We start from the raw sequence: 17,940 nt of genomic DNA, 5'->3' as shown, positions 1-17,940 counted from the left end.
GCGTTCCTATCGCTTTGCGTCGGGGAGGTCACTCTTTCCATGGCACCGGCCGCTTTTCCCACAGGGCGACTATCGTGTGCCGGCGTAACATCTCGTCTCCCAGTTCCGGCCGGATCTCCTCGCAGCTCAGAAACAGACGGACAGCGAGTCTCTGGGCAGGCTGACGAATGATAGGTTCGTGATGGGCGACTCGATTGCGCAGCCGATAAAGCATGTTCACCTCGTGATCGATCTTCTGCCTCGACGCACCTTGGTTATAAGCGCGATGAAGGGCGGGGACCCATAGTGACTTCTCGCGGGACGTCACAGTCAGATAGCGCCAGAAATCGAGTGTGAGATTCGCGATGAGCTGCCCCGCCGAGGTGTCGCCTCGGGCGTATCGGACTGCTTTGGCGATGGCGTGCCGGGTTTTCGCGTTGATGTCCACGCCGTCGCGGAGGATCGGTCTCCTGACGGGGCTCTGAGGGTCGAGTAGCCAGTGCTGATCGCCCTGCCACCAGGAACTGATGACCGCGTCGTAGGCGTTGCGTAGGGCGATCTCCCACTCACCCAGGCCCTTCTGCAGTTCTCCGCGCATGTCGCGATCCCACTCGACCAGCGCCACTGCCTGCGACCGATCTCCGTCGGCTGCCTCCAGAAAGCTGGCGAAGCGTTCCCGGCCCAGGTATTCCTCGTACCAGTGGTCCGATGCGGCTTGCATTGCGCCCTCCCCAGAGCTCTGTTATGGTTGGTTGAAAGCCCCGGACCGACCGATGACCCTCGCGGTTATGTCGCCGGGGCCTCATTCATTTCCAGGCACCTTCGACATCGTCGAAGCGGATTTCGAGCAGCATCGTGCGGCCACTGCAGTGGGGTCGCAGCGGCCGGCGCGGTGCCGAGCAATCAATCTGACCGATGCGCGCGGGTTACGTCAACAGGCCCTGCTGAATCGGCAAAGAATGACCCTTGGATGGAAATTGTCCATGATCTGACATACCGTGTCGTGCTGTCACTGGTATGTTCAAGGGCTTTGCGCTCGCCAGAACTAGATGGAGCCCTCGGTGTGGATGAACCTCAACGCTAGTCTGACCTCGTTCAGCGGGGCGGTCATCCCTGTTCCGGCACTCCCAGAAGATCGCAGGGGCGGTCGCCGCCAGTGGCTCCAGGTGTCGTGTACCGGACACGATTGCGGGCAGAAAGAAACGTTCATCGACTCCCGTACTCGCAGGTACGCGGTGATGATTACGTTTCGCGGCGGCTAGCTGACGTGTTGACTCGGCGCCCGTCACCACCCTTTGACACTCCCACCCTCGGAGAATCGGCTATGTCAGACACTCCTCTCAGCACTCCGGCCCGGCAGGCCCTCATCGCATTGGCCCTCGTGGGTGAGAAGTCCACCAATAGCGAGATCCACGATCTGTTCGGACTCAGGATCGCGAAGGCTCCGCGAGAGGCACTGGAAATGGCGGACTTGATCCGCACCGAGAAGGGACCGAATCGCGCGACCATCCACGAGCTGACCAAGCAGGGCTGGGAGCGGGCACGGGCGGAGCTGGCGGCCATGGCACCGAAGTTCACCGCGAACGCCGGGCCCGCCTGGGGACGCCTGCTGTACGGAGCGCTCAACGTCCTGGACCGGCTGATGACCGAGAAGAAGCTTGAGATGGCACATGTCTTCGGCACCCCAGCGACCTCCACCGCTCAGAGCTGGGAACCTGAGGCCCACATCGACATGGATGACCAGACCGCCATCGTCGAGAGCAGAGTTCTTGCTGTCTACGACGAACTGGCCCCACGTCCGGGTGATCTGGTGAGCCTGGCCAGGCTCCGTGGCAAGATGGCGGACGTTCCACGAGCCGATCTCGACCGGGTGCTCAAAGCGATGGATCGCGGGCGGATCATCCAGCTCGATCCTGACCCGAACCGCAAGGCGTTGCCGCCGGAGGCCATCGAGGCGGCGATCAACATCGGTGGTGAGGACAAACACCTGCTTACGGTCGTCCGCTGATGAACGAGGACGAGCGAAGGGCACTCGCGGCGCTGAGGTTCGACTGGTCTCCGACGCGAGAGGACGTCTGGAGCCCACCGGAAGCGCATGTGGACGGGATGAACATCGGCATCGCCCGGTCCATCCTCGATGTTTTCGGTAAGGCGATTGAGAGCTCAGGGCCGAGCCCCCTCGGGCTGGTCGTGGAAGGGCAGCACGGGTCTGGAAAGACTCACCTGCTGAGCTGGACTCGTGAGCAGGTTCAGCAGCAAGGCGGCTACTTCTTTCTGCTGGGCCTGCCGCGGGGACGTGACTTCTGGCACACGATGGCGCAAACCTACCTTGACGGGCTGTCTAGACCTGCGATCAAGCATCGCGATCAACTCACCATGCTCTTGGACGGGCTGTCAGATCACGCCTCGGTCCCAGAAAACCTCCGTGACCAGGTGGCGGGTCGGCGACTGTTGACCCGCGAAGGGCTTGACGAGTTCGTCCGACTGGTTCGCCAGGTAGAACGATCACTCGGCAGGGAGAGCCGCGACACCCTGCGAGCGCTCGTGCTCCTGAACGCCGATGACGATGCCCTGAAGGACATCGGAGAAGCGTTCCTGACGTCGCGATCTGATGGGGCGGCGGAGGAGTGGGCACTGTGGGGTCTGCCGTCGCAGGCGAATCCGTCCCACGAGACGGTTGGCGAGATATCACGTCTGATGGCACTGACGGGGCCGAGCCTGCTCGCCGTTGATCAGATCGACACGGCATTCGCCCACATCTCCAATTCAACCGTCTCACATGCGGGATCCGGTTACACCGCTCAGCCAGCGACGAAGCAGCTCGCCGAGGAGATTGGCCACGGCCTGATGGAAGCACGTGAGGTGCTGTTCCGTACGGTCACGGTGGTTGCCTGCCTCGCCACAACGTGGCAGCTCATCCGCACCCACGCACTGGAATCGATCCCCGATCGCTTCCGGCAGGCATCCCGCCTGGCTCGAATCCCGTCGGCCCAGGTCGGGATCGAGCTGGTGGTAGCACGGTTCACACCGCGGTTCTCGGCGCTCGGCTTTGCCGCGCCACACCCCACCTGGCCGGTTGATCCGGCTGCATTCAACGATGCGCCGGACTACACCCCCCGTTCACTCTTCCAGCGGATCGACGACCACGTCGACCGGTGTCTGCGGCGGAACGAGGTGGTGCCGCTGACCGATTTCGGGCGGCAACTCGCTGCGCCGGTTGCTGTCTCGGTTGAACCGGTGATCTCCGAAGCGAAGATGGCGGAGTTCGATTCGCAGCTTGCCAAGCTGAGTTCGGAGACCGACGTAATGCGTGCCCTGTTGGAAGAGCACGAGGACACCGAGATGCCGGCTCTGCTGGTGGCGGGGCTGGAAGCGTGGACGCGGGAGCAGGGTCCGAACCGCGGACGTTACGCCGTCATGTCCGGTGCGGGTGGCAGATCAGTCCACGCGACTCTGCGGGAGACGATCGACGCCGATACGGCGAACTACCGGCTGTGGTTCTTCCGGAGTCTGGCGCGAACCAACGCTCTGGCAGTGCTGTCCCGGATCGAACGGATCAAGGAGCACGCCGCCCTCGACCCGGCCGCACCCGACCGTAAAGCATTCATTCTGCGCAACGTGGCATGGCCGAACGGGCGGGTCACCGCCCAGAGGCTTCAGGAGTTTAAGGCTGCGGGCGGCAGGCAGGAACTAGCCGATCCAGGCGACCTGCGGATCTTCAGTGCGCTCGCGACGATGATGGCGGAGAAGGACCCACAGCTGGACGCGTGGCTGGCGCATCGGCGGCCGGCCAGCGGCACCCTCCTGTTCACGGAGGTCTTTGGCCGACAGCCTGGAGCTGGGTCGGCGTCCGCTGAACCGGACGGTTCTCCGGATAGTGGACCTGCTCGAACGACCAGCACGGGCACGTGGCCGAGTCATACCGCTGCTGCACTGACCGCCGCCGATGCGCCGGCCGCCGGCGGTGCAGATTTCGGCGGCGATCCGGAGCGTCCGGATGTGGCCGGGCCGCGCGATTCGGCGTTGGCGCTGACGTTGGGCGAGGCACTGGGGGTCGGTGCCTCGGTCACGATTCCGCTCATCGCGCTGAGGAAGCACACTGCCATCTTCGCTGGTTCGGGTTCGGGCAAGACGGTGCTGATCAGACGGCTGATCGAGGAGTGCGCCCTGCGCGGTATCTCCACCATCGCACTCGATCCCAACAACGACCTGGCCCGGCTGGGTGATCCGTGGCCGAAGCAGCCGGAGACATGGCGTAGCGGTGACGCCGACCGGGCCAGGGAGTATTTCGAAAGCACCGATGTCGTGGTCTGGACGCCGAGGCGAGAGTCTGGTCGTCCGCTGAGCCTGCAGCCGCTGCCGGACTTCAGCGCCGTACTCGATGATCCTGACGAATTTGGGCTTGCCCTGGATTCTGCTGTCGCCGCGTTGGCACCCCGGGCACGGATGGACGGTGGCACCGCTAAGACGGACCGAGGCAGGGCAGTGCTCAGGGAAGCGCTCGCCTATTGCGCGCGTCGGGGCGCGTCAGGGCTGACCGGACTGATCGACCTGCTGGCCGAGCTGCCAGCAGAGGTTACGTCGCTCGGTAAGGCCGCTGATCTCGCTTATGAGATGTCGCAGACGCTGACAGCCGCAATGATCAATGATCCGCTGTTCGGTGGGTCGGGGGTGCCGCTGGATCCAGGGGTGCTGATGACGCCACCACCGGGCAAGCGCGCCCGGATCTCAGTGATCAGCATGGTGGGCTTGCCGAGCAACGAGCAGCGGCAGAGTTTTGTGAACCAGTTGCAGATGGCACTGTTCGCCTGGATTAAGCAGAACCCGGCGGGAGACCGGCCGCTGAGCGGGCTGTTCGTGATGGACGAGGCGCAGACCCTGGCGCCGTCAGGCGCTATGACCGCCTGCACCGAAAGCACGCTGGCACTGGCCAGCCAGGCCCGTAAGTATGGCCTCGGCCTCGTCTTTGCCACTCAGGCGCCACGCGGGATCCACAACCGGATCGTCGGCAATGCGGCGACTCAGTTATTCGGGTTTCTAAACAGCCCGGTCCAGATCATCGCGGCTAAGGAGATGGCGCAGGCCAAGGCGGGCGATGTGCTCGACATCTCCCGGCTGTCTGCCGGCCAGTTCTATGCGGCAGGGGAGGGGATGCCGTTTCAGAAGCTGGCCGCTCCGATGTGCCTGAGCCACCACCCAAGCAGCGCACTCACGACGGAGGAGGTATTGGAGCGAGCAAGGAGCTGATTGGGCGGAGACGCGTGACACGGCAGTGGGGCGCGGCTTGGAGGAACACTCCGACAACGTCATGAGCAAGTCGTACAAATGGAGGAAGTGTGGCGCGGCCGAAGGGCTTGATCAGGCAGATCCTCGACGCACGGGCGCAGGCAAGAAGGCGTGAAGAAGCCGAACTGCGGCGGCTGCATCAACTTGCGATGGCGGAGGAGCGCAGTGCCGCCGCGGAACATCATCGCAGAGCCAAGCAAGCAGAATCGGACGCCAAGCGGGCCGAGGCTCAGCGGTTACGCGAGCAGAACAAAGCTGTGCGTCTCGCGGAGCAGGCGACCAGAGCAGCCGAGCAGCGACAGCGTGCTGATCGGCGTCGCCAGGAGGCAGACGAACGCAACCGTACCCAGCAAGCTGCCACACTGAGGCGCTCGGCCGAAGCCGCTGAGAACGAGCGGAAGGTCTCCGAAGCGCAGTTCCGCACCGCTGCTGTCGCGGCGAAGCTGGATGCGTTCGCAAGACTGCTGTTCGATCGAAACCGCTCAGCCGCTGCTGCCACACTCGAACTTGAGGGGGCTTTGCGGCACGGCGGGGCGCAGGCACTGGTCGAGCGTCTGCAGCGAGTGCTTGCGCGTTCGCGTTATCCCGAGGGCATGAGCGGCCGGGTGGCTGCTCGGTACGAGCCGAACCCCGGAGAGCTGCTCGTGGAGTACGAGTTCCCGCCACAGGCCGTCGTGCCTGTGGTGACGGGCTACCGCTTCAGCAAGGCGAAAGGCATGCAGCCTGTGCCGCGCAAGGAACCCGAGGCCAAGAAGCTTTATGGTGACCTGCTGGCCCGGCTGACCCTGCGGACCCTTGCGGAAGCGTTCGCCGCGACGCCACCGGATGCCGTGACCGGTATCGTATTCAACGGGTACGTCGCGACCAAGGACAAGGCGACAGGTCAGGACGTCCGGCCGCTACTGATCAGCATCAACGCTGACCGCGAGAAGTTCGCATTGGTCCAGTTGGACGAGCCGCAGTTGGACCCGGTCCTGTGCCTACGTCAGCACCTCAACGCCATCGTCTCGCCGCACCCGTACGACCTTGAGCCGGTCCGTCCAGTAGTCTCCTTCGACCTGTTGAGGTACAAGTTCGTCGATGAGATGGATGTCGTCGCCAGCCTGGACAGCCGACCGGACCTGCTCCACCTCAAACCCGTCGAGTTCGAGCACCTTATCCGGCAGCTGTTCGAGAAGATCGGTATGAAATCGTGGGTGACGCAGGCGTCGAAAGACGAAGGCGTCGATGCCGTGGCGGTCAACGAGGATCCGATCGTCGGCGGCCTGTGCATCATCCAAGCCAAACGCTGGAGCAAGCTCGTCACGGTGGAGTCGGTGCACGCTCTTGCGGGAGTCATGGAGCACAAGCGGGCGGCGAAAGGGGTACTGGTTACCACATCGTGGGTCGGCAAGGCGAGCCGTGACTTCGCAGCCACCAATGGACGTATCGAGATCATTGAGGGCCGACACCTGAAGAGTCTGCTCAAGCAGCACCTCAACATCGATGTGTTAATCAGCCTTCCGGCCAGACCTTCTGGGTGGTCGGACTCGGACCTCGCGTAGGCGTTGCCGGTCGGCGGGTGGCTGTGACGACGCGGAGCCCAGCTGGATCGGGCCTTCGGCGCCGACCGTTCCTCACTGGGAGTGGCGGCCCCGAAGCCATTCCAGTAGTCCGGTTGAGTGAATTCCGATTGGAGGACTTCGGAGTGATATTGCGACCTGGGCATGCGTTGGGCTGGGTTAACGCAGCGCAGAAGTGGTGTGATCACAGACCCCTTGACTGGGGCACTTTATACTTCTGGTGACCTTGGCAAACGATGCCTAGTACACCGCTGACCCTTTACTTGAACCCTGGGGGTCAAGGGGTCGTCGGTTCGAATCCGGCCAGCCCGACAGCGAGAGGGTTTCCGCAGGTCACAGACCACGGAAACCCTCTTTTTCTGATTCAGGGTCGTCGGCCGAGGGCAAGTACACCGCTGGTGGACCCCTTGACTGACGGCTGACCATCTGTTCTTGCACGGCGATGAAGTGCAGTGGGTACTCGTCGTCGAGGTCGAGGCGCAGTTCCTCGGCCAGTTCGCGCTGCAGCGCGTCGTGCAGCGACTCTCCGGTCTCGACGTTGCCGCCGGGCAGCGTGTATTGGTCGATGCCGTCTTTCTCTCGGTGGATGAGGGCAACGTAGCCCTCGCAGAACACAGCGGCGGCGGTGCGGAGCTTGATCTTCTCGAAGGGCGTGTTCATCCTGGCACTCCCGGGTAGGTGTAGAGCTGGTTTGCTGAGGTCAGGGGCATTTTCTCAGTTTCGGCACCGTCGAGCACGTAGCGGCGGAGCGGCTGGCCGGTGACGCGGCTGACGGGGCGCAGGTGCTGTGGGTCGAGTTCCTCGACGAGCAGAGCAGGGACAGCCTGGGCGGTGTTCTTGCCGCCGATGCGGTGCACGGGGCCGACCTCGGTCGGAGCGACGGCGATTCGCCAGACGTTGCCGCGCACGCTGGACAGGCTGAGGTCGCCGTAGCCTCGTTCCTCGCGCGGGGTCATCGGTTCGTCGTCGGTCGCGGCAAGCCCGAGGAACAGGGCACGGGCTCTGCCCTGGTTGACTAGGGCATTGGGGAAGAATCGGGTGGCGTCGGTGTAGCCGCTTCGGGTGCGCCGTTCGGTGCGCGTGTAGACGCGGCACGGCGGTAGAGCTCCTGGCCGTCGCGGTAGGCGCCGAACGCGTCTGGCTTGTCGCCTATCACCATGCACAGCGGCTGGGTGAGCAGCACCTCGACCCGGTTGAACGCATCCGAGCCGACCAGTGGTCCGGTGGGAGAACAGCGCGCGGTTGAGACCGTTGGGCTTGCGCCGTGGTCGCGATCCTCGCCGGCCCCGGATCCGGTCATGCCTTGTGGTCAATAGATTGATATACAATGATCTCTTGAGAGGATTTCTACCCAAGGGAGATCAACATGCGGAAGGCGATCAAACTTGCCTTGGTCAGCGGGCTTGTCGTAGCCGGGCTGGGGCTCAGCGCCTCCCCGGCCGGTGCCCTGGACATCCCGGCCGGGGAGGCATGCGAATACGCGGGCCAGCTGTACTACCCCACCTACCGGCTGGTCCTCCCCGACGGAACCGACATGGTCTGCACGAGCCACGGGGTTTGGCAGGTTCTCTCGGGGCCGGTGTGACGGTCTCTGGCCTGGAGCCGGGGCCCTTGACCAGCCGTGATGCCGGCCGCGGGACTCGTCGGCCGGGGCGGCTGACCATCTGGTCTTGCACGGCGATAAGGTGCGGCGGGGCTCGTCGTCGAGGTCGAGGCGCAGCTCCTCGGCCATTTCGCGCCGTAGCGCGTCGTGCAGCGGCTCCAGGTCTCGACGTTGCCGCCGGGCAGCATCGCGGAGATTCCAGTCGGTGTCTGGTCGGGTCCGGCCTGGCCGGCGCGGGAGGTCAGGTGAGCACTGGCGGGACGATGGCCTTGCAACCGGTGATCTTGCCGTCGGTCACGAAGAGGTAGCCCTCTCGGTTGTCGTGCTCAGACTCGATGTCGACTCCACCCATGACGAGGTACTGCAAGCTCTGCGGGTTGCCCACTTCGGCGCGGACCGCTTCACCGGTGGAGGCGGTCCGCACCGCCTGCTCGATGCCCATCCGCCGGGCGACGGTGCGTCCCGCCCCGCGCAGGTCGACGGTCTGACCGCCGGGGCGGACACCGCGGTGGCGCTCCACGACGACCGGGCTCATCCCGTACTCGTGCAGCCAGTGGGCCAGCGCGGGACCGGCGATGCCCGCACCCGAGATCACCACCCGGCGCCCGGCCATCGATGTCCTTCTCCGTCGCCCCAGCTTCTGAAGTGTCGCGGACCGGGTGCCGCCGATCTAGCAACACGGCCGTCTCACCGGCCCGATGGTGTTCCCGGCGTCGGCTACGGCGGCAGGAGGCCGCGGACGTAGGCGGCCTGGGCGGCGTGCGCGACGTCGTCGTTGGCGACGCTGACGAGCCGGACGCCCATGGTCACCGGCGGATCCCACGCTGCGTCCACGATTCGGTCGAGATCGGCTGGGGTCGACCGGCGCAGCACGTCGCGGGTACGTGCGGCGACGGCGTCGTAGTACTCGACGAGCACGTCCGGGCCGTCGGGCCGCACGGCCGCGACCTGCTTCGGTGTGTGGCCGTATCCTGTGTCGCCGGGGTCCGGCCGCCGCCCGAACCGCCCCGCCCAGGCGCCGGATACCCAGAGCTGCTCCTGGTCGAGCAGCTCCGAGACATGGTCGTCCTGGATCCGGGCCAGGTGCCACACGAGCCAGCCGATGGAGTTGGCACCCGGTGCGGGCGACCAATGCAGCTGCTCTGCGGTCAACCCGGCGACGGCGTCCTGAACCATCTCCGGAATCCGGTCGAACACATCGACGAGCAGGTCGTTCACGTCCACGCTGGAGACCTTCCACTGCGGCTGGCGCCGTGTCGCGTCATGGCCCGGTCACCTGCCGGTTGTCGTCGTCGCGCAGGTAGACGATCTCGCACGGCACCACGCCGTTGCCGAGCCGGTCGGCGGTTTCAGAGGTGGCGTCGGCCTCGATGTCGAACGTCCTGCTCTCTCCGGCACCGACCTCGTCGGTGTTCACCCAGGTCCGGCCGAGGCGCTCGCTTGGATCACCCCATACGACCTGGAGGGTGTAACTGTGGGCCTTGTCGGGATCCAGGTTGTGTATGTGCCATTTCGCCCTGAGCGCGATTCCGGGGTCTTCCGGGCCGAGCCAGGTCGGTGGCCGCTCGCCGATGAGGCAGTCCGTGAGGCTCCAGTCGCCGGCGCTGGCGGCAGCCGGCTGGCCCGGCGAGAACGTGGTCGGTACGAGTACCGCGATCACCGCCCCGATGAGGCAGGAAACTCGGCATCTGCGTGGCTCTGGCATTTCAGCCTCCCCGAGCAGCATCTGCCACCTGGTGTCCCGTCCCGCTCCAGCGGTTCATCGGAGGGTGCGGGTCTTCCGGCTTCTCTGCCCGGCAGTCGCTCTGCGACTGTGCGTGGGTCCGCCACCAGGCGACCGGGATGAACCTTGTGGTACCGGCGGTCGGCTGTAGACCTGGGTCGCTCTTCCACGAGACGAGGGGCCGCCGTGAGTACCGCTTCCCTATAGCTTATCCGCTGCGTGTGTGGGGCGTCGGGCATCGGAGACCCGCGCCCGATGTGGTCGGGCACCGGCGTGGCCTTGCCCGCACTCGCCCGCTACGACGGCCGAACCTGTCGGCGGAGGTCGCCGGTTCTCTCGCGGTCGCTGGTTCACCGTGCCGCCGAGCGAAATGCCGGCGAGGGTTGTGCTTCGGCCGCAGGGGAGTCATTCTTGTCCTCCAACCGGACATGTGTGTCCGGTTGGAGGAGGAGTAGATCATGGTGGACTTCGACAGGGAAGTCGACGTCCTGGTCGTCGGCACCGGCGCGGCCGGGTTCGCCACGGCCCTAGGCGCGGTCGACGAGGGCCTTTCGGTGCTGCTGGTGGAGAGCACCGGCAAGTGGGGCGGCAACAGCGCCAAGTCCGGCGGCGGCATGTGGCTGCCGGACAACCCGCTGATGCGCGCCGACCGCGTCGCCGACTCCCGCGAGGAAGCCCTGCAGTACCTGGAGGCGACCGTCGGGACCGAGGGCCGCGCCAGCAGCCGGGAGCGCAAGGAGGCGTTCGCCGACGGCGTCGCCGACTTCGTCGACACGGCCCGCCGACACGGTATGACGTTCGTGCGCGCGCCCGAGTACGCCGACTACTACCCGGAGCGGCCGGGCGGCAAGATCGGCCGGGGCATCGAGCACGCCCCCTTCGATCTGCGCCGGATCGGCGCCTGGTGGAAGACCTCCCAGGCCCCGGCGGCGCTGCCCGTACTCACCGACGACGTATGGCTGCTCGGCCGCGCCTGGTCCACCCCCAGCGGGTTCCGGCGCGGGGCGAAGCTGGTGTTCCGCGCCCTCGGCGGCATCCTGACCGGCAAGAAACTGGCCGGCATCGGAGCCGGGCTGACCGCCTCGTTCCTACGTGCCGTCGTCATCGACAACAAGACCGAACTGTGGCTGAACTCCCCGCTCGAAGACCTCATCGTGGAAGACGGGCACGTCGTCGGCGCCCGGGTCGGCCGCGACGGGCGAACCCTGGCCATCCGCGCCCGCCGCGGCGTGATGCTGGCAGGCGGCGGCTTCGATGCCAACAAGCAGTGGCGACGCAGATATCACGGCATCGACGGCAACCCCTCCGGTGCGCCGGGCAACCTCGGCCGCCCGATCGAGATCGCGGTGGCGGCCGGCGCGGCCGTGGAACTCATGGACGATGCCTGGTGGGGCGCGTCGATCGCGCCGACGTCGGTCTCCGAGCCGTCGTTCCTCGTGGGGGAGCGGTCGTTCCCGTACACGGTGATCGTCGACAGCCGCGGCGACCGGTTCGCCAACGAGTCGGAGTCCTACGTCGACCTCGGCCACCACATGCTCGAACACGACCGGCACGGCGTCTACTGGATGATCGCCGAGCGCCGCCACGCCCGCCGCTACCTGCGCACCTACGCCATGGACCCGAAGGCGAGCCGGGCCATGAAGAACGAAGGCGTCATGTTCCAGGCCCCCACCCTCGCCGAGCTCGCCGCCAGGATCGGTGTCGAGCCCGCGCGCCTGACGGCGACGGTCGAGCGGTTCAACGGATTCGCCCGCGCGGGAGTCGACGGCGACTTCGGCCGCGGCAACTCCGCCTACGACCGCTACTACAGCGACCCGCTCGTACACCCGAATCCGAACCTCGGCCCGTTGGAGAAAGGCCCGTTCACCGCCGTGAAGGTCGTCGTCGGCGACCTCGGCACCAAGGGCGGCGTCGTCACCGACGGCCACGGCCGAGCCCTGCGCGAGGACGGCACGGTCATCGACGGCCTGTACTCGGCCGGCAACAACTCCGCCTCCGTCATGGGCCGCACCTACCCCGGCCCCGGCTCCACCATCGGGCCCGCCGTGGTCTTCGGCCTGCGGGCAGCCCGCCACATGGCACACCCCACCGAGGAAACCGCATGAGACTCGACAGCAAGGTCATCGTCGTCACCGGCGGCGGCAACGGCATCGGCGGCCAGGTCGTCCTAGGGCTGCTCGCCGCCGGTGCGCGCGTCGCCGCCGTCGACCTGAGCGCCACCGGGCTCGCCGACATCGCCGGGCGCGCGAACGCCGGGCGGCGGCTCAGCACCCACACCGTCGACATCACCGACCGGGCCGCCGTCCTGGCACTGCCGGACGCGGTCGTGGCCGCGCACGGGCAGGTCGACGGCCTGGTCAACGTCGCCGGGATCGTCCACCACTTCAAGCCCGTCAGCCGGCTCGGCTTCGACGACATCGAGCGGGTCATGGCGGTCAACTTCTGGGGCACGGTCAACACCACCAAGGCGTTCCTGCCGCTGCTGGCGGCCCGGCCCGAGTCGGCGCTGGTCAACGTCGCCAGCATGGGCTCGCTCGTGCCGGTCCCCGGCCAGAGCGCCTACGGTGCCAGCAAGGCCGCGGTGAAGCTGTTCACCGAAGGGCTCATCGCCGAGCACCAGGGCATCCAGCCCCGGGTCAGCGTGGTGTTCCCGGGTGGCATCGCCACCAACATCCTGGGCAACTCGGGCATCAGCCTGCCGGGCAGGGACGCCGGCGCGGCGGCCGCGGCCAAGCTGACCTCGCCGCAGGACGCGGCCCGGCAGATCATCGACGCGGTGGTGACGGGGCGGCCGCGGGTCGTCATCGGCCGGGACGCGCGGATGCTGGACCGCCTCGGGCGGTTGGCGCCCACCCGAGCCATCCCGTTCATCGCCGGCAAGATGCGCGACCTGATCAAGTAGTACGCACGGTTCAGGGCCGTAGCGCCCGATCGAGCAGCGACCAGGCCGCCGACGCGGTATCGAGGCGCTCGGATTCGGGCACCTTGGCCAGCAGCGAGGCGATCATGCCCACGGCCAGCATCACATCGTCGGCGGTCACCGCCGGGCGGAGCACACCCGCCCGGCGGGCCTGGTCGACCACGCCGACCAGCGCCGTACGCACCCGGTCGCGGATCGCCTCCAGCCTCGGGTCGCGGTCGGCGCCGGTCACGATGTCGACGAACGCCACCGAGTCGATCATCTGCCGCGTCAGCGCCGCGAACAGCTCATCGACGTCGCAGCCGGGTCGGGCCGCCAGGGCCTCGATCTCGGCGACGTTGGTGTCGAACGCCGCCAGCGCCAGACTGATCCGGTCCGGGAAATGCCGGTACAGCACGCCCTGACCGACCCCGGCCCGCTTGGCCACCGCGTTCAGCGGAGCGTCGATGCCCTGCTCCGCGAACACCTCTGTGGCCGCAGCGACCAGGGCCAGCCGATTCTGCGAGGCAGCACCCGGGCCCCGGTTGGCGGGACGCCGCCCGGTCATCGTCGTCCGCGGGGGTGGATGGTCACCCCGACACAGTACGTGCCCCTCCACCCCACTGCTGAACGCCAGACTGGCGCAGAGGCCCCGGCCATCGTCTCCAGGTCGGGGTCGCCGACGGGCACCTGCTTGCGGACCGCGGCCAGCAGCAAATACCTCATCCGGCGCCCCAGCCACGTCTGGCGCAGATCCTCGATCGTGGCATCCGTCGTGGCGGCGAGGCGCCGGCACCGGCCCGCCCAGCAGCACCGCCATCTCCGCCGACGACATCGGCGCGGCAGCCCTGGCGTCCTCACCGCTCACCACCGTCCGCCTCGACCCGGCGACCCTGGTCCCCGCCCTGGTCACGTCGATCCTGCGGAGCATCGGCCGCGATACCGGTGAGCCCGGCCCGGCCGCCGCCTCGGCCCAGGTGGTCGCCCGCGGCTCGACCGGCCGGGGCGGCAGTCGCGGCGGCTCCCGCCCGGTCCCGCTTGCGGGGCGGGAGCCGCCGTCGATCAGGAGGCGGTGAACGGGACCAGGTTGATCATGTACTCGGCAGGCGGCGGTGCGCAGACGGAGAAGACACTGATGGTGCGGGCCACGGTGCCGTTGTTGCGCAGGCTGACCATATCGTCCCGGACGGGGCCGAAGGCCGGCGATCGGCCGCCCTTCGACCCCCCCCCGCGAGCTGTGTAACCGTTCAAGGTCCGATGAAGAATCGGTGAACAGTCAAGGGTTCCGCAAGGGGCGCCCAGGGTTTCTCATCGACAGGCGCCTTTGGTTGGCTCGGGACGCCGCAAGCGCGGCACGAACCCACCTTGGAGCCCCGATGAAACGCAGAACGTTGACGGCCGGGCTAACCCTGGCCGTCTTCGCCGGGATGACGGTGACGCTGGCCGTACAGCCGGCGGCCGCGACCCCGCCGCCTGCACCCGTCCAGGTGCAGAGTCCGCTCTCGCTGGCGATCTCCGCGGCCGACCGGGCCGCCGTCGGCGGTCACGACGCCCTGGCGAAGGGCCCCTTCGAACAGTACGACCGCCGCATGGTGATCCCGTGGGTCGATGGGTTGTACTCGATCGCCTACACGCGTACCTACCGCGGCCTGCCGGTGGTCGGCGGCGACGCCGCCGTGCTCGCCGACGGCAGGGGCGCCATCCGGGCGATCTCGGCCGCGTCCAGGGCGAAGATCAATGTCTCCACGGTGCCGACCGTCACCGCCGACCGTGCCGAGCAGACCGCCAAGGGCCTGCTCGCCAAGGTCGACAAGATCGAGTCGCGTACGCTGGTGGTACACGTCGAGGACAACACCGCCCGCCTCGCGTGGGAGGTCGTCGAAGCCGGACGCACCGCCTCGGCCCCCAGCCACCTGCATGTGTTCGTGGACGCCCGGACCGGCCAGGTGCTGGCCAAGCAGGAAGACGCCGCCGCCGGTTCGGGTACCGGCAAGTGGAACGGACCCAACCCGCTGTCGATCACCACGTCGCAGTCGGGCGGCACCTACTACCTTCGCGACACCACACGCAGTGGCCTGAACTGCCAGGACTACAGCACGAACACGGTCTTCTCCGGTCCCGACGACAGCTGGGGCAACGGTGTGGGCACCAGCAAGGAGACCGGCTGCGTCGACGCCCTGTACTCGGCGCAGACGGAATGGGACATGCTGTCGAGCTGGCTGGGCCGCAACGGGCACAACGGCAACGGCGGCAGCTGGCCGATCAAGGTTGGCTTGAACGAGCAGAACGCCTACTGGAACGGTTCGACCATCACGATCGGCAAGAACGCGGCGGGCAACTGGATCTCGTCCATGGACGTGGTGGGCCACGAGTTCGGTCACGGCATGGACCAGAACACCCCCGGCGGCACCAGCTCCGAATCCGGTCTCGGCGAGGGCACCGGCGACATCTTCGGCGCGCTGACCGAGGCGTACGCCAACCAGTCCAGCACCTACGACGAGCCGGACTACCTGGTCGGCGAGGAGATCGATCTCGTCGGCAACGGCCCCATCCGCAACATGTACAACCCGTCGCTGGTCGGCGGCGACCCGAACTGCTACTCGGCCTCGATCCCGAACACCGAGGTGCACGCGGCAGCAGGCCCGCTCAACCACTGGTTCTACCTGCTCGCCGAGGGCAGCGCGCCCGGCGGTGGCAAGCCGAACAGCCCCATCTGCTCGGGCGGCCCGGCGTCGGTCACCGGCGTCGGCATCCAGAACGCCGGCAAGATCTTCTACGGCGGCATGCTGCTCAAGACCTCCGGCATGACCTACAAGAAGTACCGCACCGCGACCCTGACCGCCGCGAAGAACCTGGACTCCTCGTGCGTCCTGTTCAACCGGACCAAGGACGCGTGGAACGCGGTGGCGGTCCCGGCCCAGACGGCCGACCCGACCTGCACCGGCTCCAGCACCGACTTCTCGATCTCGGTCAGCCCCACCTCGGGCAGCGTCAACGCGGGCTCCTCGGCGACCGCGACGGTCAACACCACCACCGTCTCCGGCAGCGCGCAGACCGTCTCGCTGACCTCGTCCGGCACCCCGTCCGGGGTCACCGTGTCGTTCAGCCCGTCGTCGGTCACCTCGGGCAGCAGCTCCACCATGACGGTGGCGACCACCTCCGGCGCCGCCGCCGGCACGTACACGATCACCGTGACCGGCACCGGCTCGGTCACCCACACCGCGCAGTACGCGCTGACCGTCAACGGCGGCACCCCCGGCGGCACCGCCCCGAACATCAGCGTGACCAACGTGCAGGCGCACCTGACCCAGCTCAACACCATCGCCACCAACAACGGCGGCAACCGGCGCTCGACCGGCCAGGGGTACCTGCAATCGGTGGCGTACGTCAAGGGCAAGCTGCAGACCGCCGGCTTCACCGTCACCGAGCAGCCCTGCACCTCCGGCTGCACCAGCGGCGCCGGCCCGAACCTGATCGCCGAGTGGCCCGGCGGCAACGCCGGCAACGTCTACATGTTCGGCGCCCACCTGGACAGCGTCTCGGCCGGTCCCGGCATCAACGACAACGGCTCCGGCTCGGCGGCGCTGCTCGAGGTCGCCCTCGCGCTCGCCGCGCAGAACCCGACCATGCTGAACAAGGTCCGCTTCGGCTGGTGGACCGACGAGGAGCAGGGCCTCAACGGCTCGAAGTTCTACGTCAACTCCCTCACCAGCACCCAGCGGACCGCGATCAAGGCCTACTACAACTTCGACATGATCGGGTCGAAGAACGGCGGCTACTTCATCAACAACATCAGCTCGACCGCGTCGCAGCCGATGAAGGCCTACTGGGACTCCCTGAGCCTGCAGCCGGAGGAGAACGTCGAGGGTCAGGGCCGCTCCGACGACTACTCGTTCCAGAACGCCGGCATCCCGACCTCCGGCTACGCGATGGGCGCCAGCGCCACCAAGACCTCGGCCCAGGCGTCGAAGTGGGGCGGCACGGCCGGCCAGGCCTACGACTCCTGCTACCACTCGTCGTGCGACACCACCAGCAACATCAACGCCACCGGGCTGGACCGGGCGGCCGACGGCATCGCCTACACGCTGTGGAACCGGGCGGTCGGCACGACCACGCCGACCAACGACTTCTCGATCTCGGCCAGCCCCGCGTCGGGCACCGTGAACGCGGGGTCCAGCACCACGACCACCGTCGGCACCGCCACCACCGCGGGCAGTGCCCAGACGGTGAACCTGACCGCCAGCGGCGCCCCCACGGGCGTGACGGTCTCGTTCAGCCCCTCGTCGGTGACCTCCGGCAACTCGTCGACCGCCACCATCACGGTCGGCTCGTCGGTGGCCGGCGGCACCTACACCATCACCATCACCGGTACCGGGTCCGCGACGCACAGCACCACGTACACCCTGACCGTGCCCGGCGGTCCCGGGGGCTGCACCTCCGCCCAGCTGATCGTCAACGGCGGGTTCGAGAGCGGCACCTCGCCGTGGACCGGCTCCACCGGCGCGATCGGCAACTACACCGGGCAGGTGGCGCGTAGCGGCACGCGGTTCGCGTGGCTCAGCGGCTACGGCTACGCCGCGACCGACGCGATCAGTCAGACCGTCACCATCCCGTCGGGCTGCACCAGCGCGGTGCTGGCCTATTGGCTGCACATCGACACCGAGGAGTACGAGGCGGTCGCCTACGACACGTTCACCGTCAAGGCCAACGGCACCACCCTGGTGACGCTGTCCAATGTGAACGCGGCGGCGGGCTACACCCAGCGCACCGTCAACCTCGGCGCGTACGCCGGCCAGACGGTCACGCTGACCTTCACCGGCACCGAGGACTCCAACCTGCAGACCAGCTTCGTGCTGGACGACCTGACCCTGCAGGTCGGCTGAACCAG

General features: G+C 67.4%; 14 protein-coding genes. 7 read left to right on the top strand and 7 right to left on the bottom strand.

All coding sequences use genetic code 11. The annotated features are described in order from the left end of the window. Positions 1–28 precede the first annotated feature (28 nt). Complete coding sequence (locus tag QEZ54_RS20420) at positions 29–700, bottom strand: Abi family protein (RefSeq protein WP_281306268.1); 672 nt, start codon at positions 698–700, stop codon at positions 29–31. Between the two features lie 660 nt (positions 701–1,360). On the opposite strand from QEZ54_RS20420, the gene QEZ54_RS20415 reads away from it, so the two are divergent. The 3 genes from QEZ54_RS20415 to QEZ54_RS20405 all read left to right on the top strand — a co-directional run bounded on the left by QEZ54_RS20415 (position 1,361) and on the right by QEZ54_RS20405 (position 6,809). Continuing rightward, positions 1,361–1,987 (top strand): hypothetical protein, encoded by a 627-nt coding sequence (locus tag QEZ54_RS20415; protein ID WP_281306267.1) that lies wholly within the window; start codon positions 1,361–1,363, stop codon positions 1,985–1,987. Beyond that, positions 1,987–5,226 carry a DUF87 domain-containing protein gene (locus QEZ54_RS20410; RefSeq protein ID WP_281306266.1) on the top strand — a complete coding sequence of 1,080 codons (3,240 nt, stop codon included), beginning with the start codon at positions 1,987–1,989 and terminating at the stop codon, positions 5,224–5,226. Before QEZ54_RS20415 ends, QEZ54_RS20410 begins: the two co-directional genes overlap by 1 nt. An 89-nt stretch (positions 5,227–5,315) precedes the next feature. After that, a complete protein-coding gene (locus QEZ54_RS20405) occupies positions 5,316–6,809 on the top strand; it encodes a restriction endonuclease (protein WP_281306265.1) in 1,494 nt (497 codons plus the stop codon). A 351-nt stretch (positions 6,810–7,160) separates the two neighbouring features. On the opposite strand, the gene QEZ54_RS20400 is transcribed toward QEZ54_RS20405, so the two are convergent. Together QEZ54_RS20400 and QEZ54_RS20395 are read right to left on the bottom strand one after the other, a co-directional pair. Then, complete coding sequence (locus tag QEZ54_RS20400; RefSeq protein WP_281306264.1) at positions 7,161–7,487, bottom strand: NUDIX hydrolase; 327 nt, start codon at positions 7,485–7,487, stop codon at positions 7,161–7,163. Continuing rightward, positions 7,484–7,783 carry a hypothetical protein gene (locus QEZ54_RS20395; protein ID WP_281306263.1) on the bottom strand — a complete coding sequence of 100 codons (300 nt, stop codon included), beginning with the start codon at positions 7,781–7,783 and terminating at the stop codon, positions 7,484–7,486. Before QEZ54_RS20395 ends, QEZ54_RS20400 begins: the two co-directional genes overlap by 4 nt. 410 nt (positions 7,784–8,193) lie before the next feature. Between QEZ54_RS20395 and QEZ54_RS20390 the strand changes: the two genes are divergently transcribed. After that, the gene (locus QEZ54_RS20390) at positions 8,194–8,412 is read left to right on the top strand and encodes a hypothetical protein (RefSeq protein WP_281306262.1); all 219 of its coding nucleotides are present in this window, start codon (positions 8,194–8,196) and stop codon (positions 8,410–8,412) included. Between the two features lie 259 nt (positions 8,413–8,671). Here the strand turns inward: QEZ54_RS20390 and QEZ54_RS20385 are convergent, their stop codons facing one another. The 3 genes from QEZ54_RS20385 to QEZ54_RS20375 all read right to left on the bottom strand — a co-directional run bounded on the left by QEZ54_RS20385 (position 8,672) and on the right by QEZ54_RS20375 (position 10,090). Then, a complete protein-coding gene (locus QEZ54_RS20385) occupies positions 8,672–9,043 on the bottom strand; it encodes an FAD-dependent monooxygenase (protein WP_281306261.1) in 372 nt (123 codons plus the stop codon). 104 nt (positions 9,044–9,147) lie between these two features. After that, the gene (locus QEZ54_RS20380) at positions 9,148–9,654 is read right to left on the bottom strand and encodes a DinB family protein (protein ID WP_281306260.1); all 507 of its coding nucleotides are present in this window, start codon (positions 9,652–9,654) and stop codon (positions 9,148–9,150) included. Between the two features lie 37 nt (positions 9,655–9,691). Further along, positions 9,692–10,090 (bottom strand): hypothetical protein, encoded by a 399-nt coding sequence (locus QEZ54_RS20375; protein ID WP_281306259.1) that lies wholly within the window; start codon positions 10,088–10,090, stop codon positions 9,692–9,694. 521 nt (positions 10,091–10,611) lie between these two features. On the opposite strand from QEZ54_RS20375, the gene QEZ54_RS20370 reads away from it, so the two are divergent. Both QEZ54_RS20370 and QEZ54_RS20365 read left to right on the top strand, forming a co-directional pair. Beyond that, complete coding sequence (locus QEZ54_RS20370) at positions 10,612–12,258, top strand: FAD-binding protein (protein WP_281306258.1); 1,647 nt, start codon at positions 10,612–10,614, stop codon at positions 12,256–12,258. After that, positions 12,255–13,055, top strand: coding sequence for an SDR family oxidoreductase (locus tag QEZ54_RS20365; RefSeq protein ID WP_281306257.1), 801 nt, complete (start codon positions 12,255–12,257; stop codon positions 13,053–13,055). Before QEZ54_RS20370 ends, QEZ54_RS20365 begins: the two co-directional genes overlap by 4 nt. A 10-nt stretch (positions 13,056–13,065) precedes the next feature. Here the strand turns inward: QEZ54_RS20365 and QEZ54_RS20360 are convergent, their stop codons facing one another. Next, positions 13,066–13,620, bottom strand: coding sequence for a TetR/AcrR family transcriptional regulator (locus QEZ54_RS20360; RefSeq protein WP_281306256.1), 555 nt, complete (start codon positions 13,618–13,620; stop codon positions 13,066–13,068). A gap of 808 nt (positions 13,621–14,428) precedes the next feature. Here QEZ54_RS20360 and QEZ54_RS20355 point away from each other — a divergent pair. After that, the gene (locus QEZ54_RS20355; protein WP_281306255.1) at positions 14,429–17,935 is read left to right on the top strand and encodes a M28 family peptidase; all 3,507 of its coding nucleotides are present in this window, start codon (positions 14,429–14,431) and stop codon (positions 17,933–17,935) included. Positions 17,936–17,940 lie beyond the last annotated feature (5 nt).

Origin of the sequence: Catellatospora sp. KI3, assembly GCF_029948125.1 — a bacterium.
In the GTDB taxonomy this organism is placed as follows: domain Bacteria; phylum Actinomycetota; class Actinomycetes; order Mycobacteriales; family Micromonosporaceae; genus Catellatospora.
This window is presented reverse-complemented; position numbering and strand designations above follow the sequence as displayed.

Bases quoted from the DNA above. Each gene is read 5' to 3' on its own strand.
- QEZ54_RS20420 (WP_281306268.1), bottom strand. From the start codon at position 700: ATGCAAGCCGCATCGGACCACTGGTACGAGGAATACCTGGGCCGGGAA.
- QEZ54_RS20410 (WP_281306266.1), top strand. From the start codon at position 1,987: ATGAACGAGGACGAGCGAAGGGCACTCGCGGCGCTGAGGTTCGACTGG.
- QEZ54_RS20400 (WP_281306264.1), bottom strand. From the start codon at position 7,487: ATGAACACGCCCTTCGAGAAGATCAAGCTCCGCACCGCCGCCGCTGTG.
- QEZ54_RS20395 (WP_281306263.1), bottom strand. From the start codon at position 7,783: ATGACCCCGCGCGAGGAACGAGGCTACGGCGACCTCAGCCTGTCCAGC.
- QEZ54_RS20390 (WP_281306262.1), top strand. From the start codon at position 8,194: ATGCGGAAGGCGATCAAACTTGCCTTGGTCAGCGGGCTTGTCGTAGCC.
- QEZ54_RS20385 (WP_281306261.1), bottom strand. From the start codon at position 9,043: ATGGCCGGGCGCCGGGTGGTGATCTCGGGTGCGGGCATCGCCGGTCCC.
- QEZ54_RS20370 (WP_281306258.1), top strand. From the start codon at position 10,612: ATGGTGGACTTCGACAGGGAAGTCGACGTCCTGGTCGTCGGCACCGGC.
- QEZ54_RS20365 (WP_281306257.1), top strand. From the start codon at position 12,255: ATGAGACTCGACAGCAAGGTCATCGTCGTCACCGGCGGCGGCAACGGC.
- QEZ54_RS20360 (WP_281306256.1), bottom strand. From the start codon at position 13,620: ATGACCGGGCGGCGTCCCGCCAACCGGGGCCCGGGTGCTGCCTCGCAG.
- QEZ54_RS20355 (WP_281306255.1), top strand. From the start codon at position 14,429: ATGAAACGCAGAACGTTGACGGCCGGGCTAACCCTGGCCGTCTTCGCC.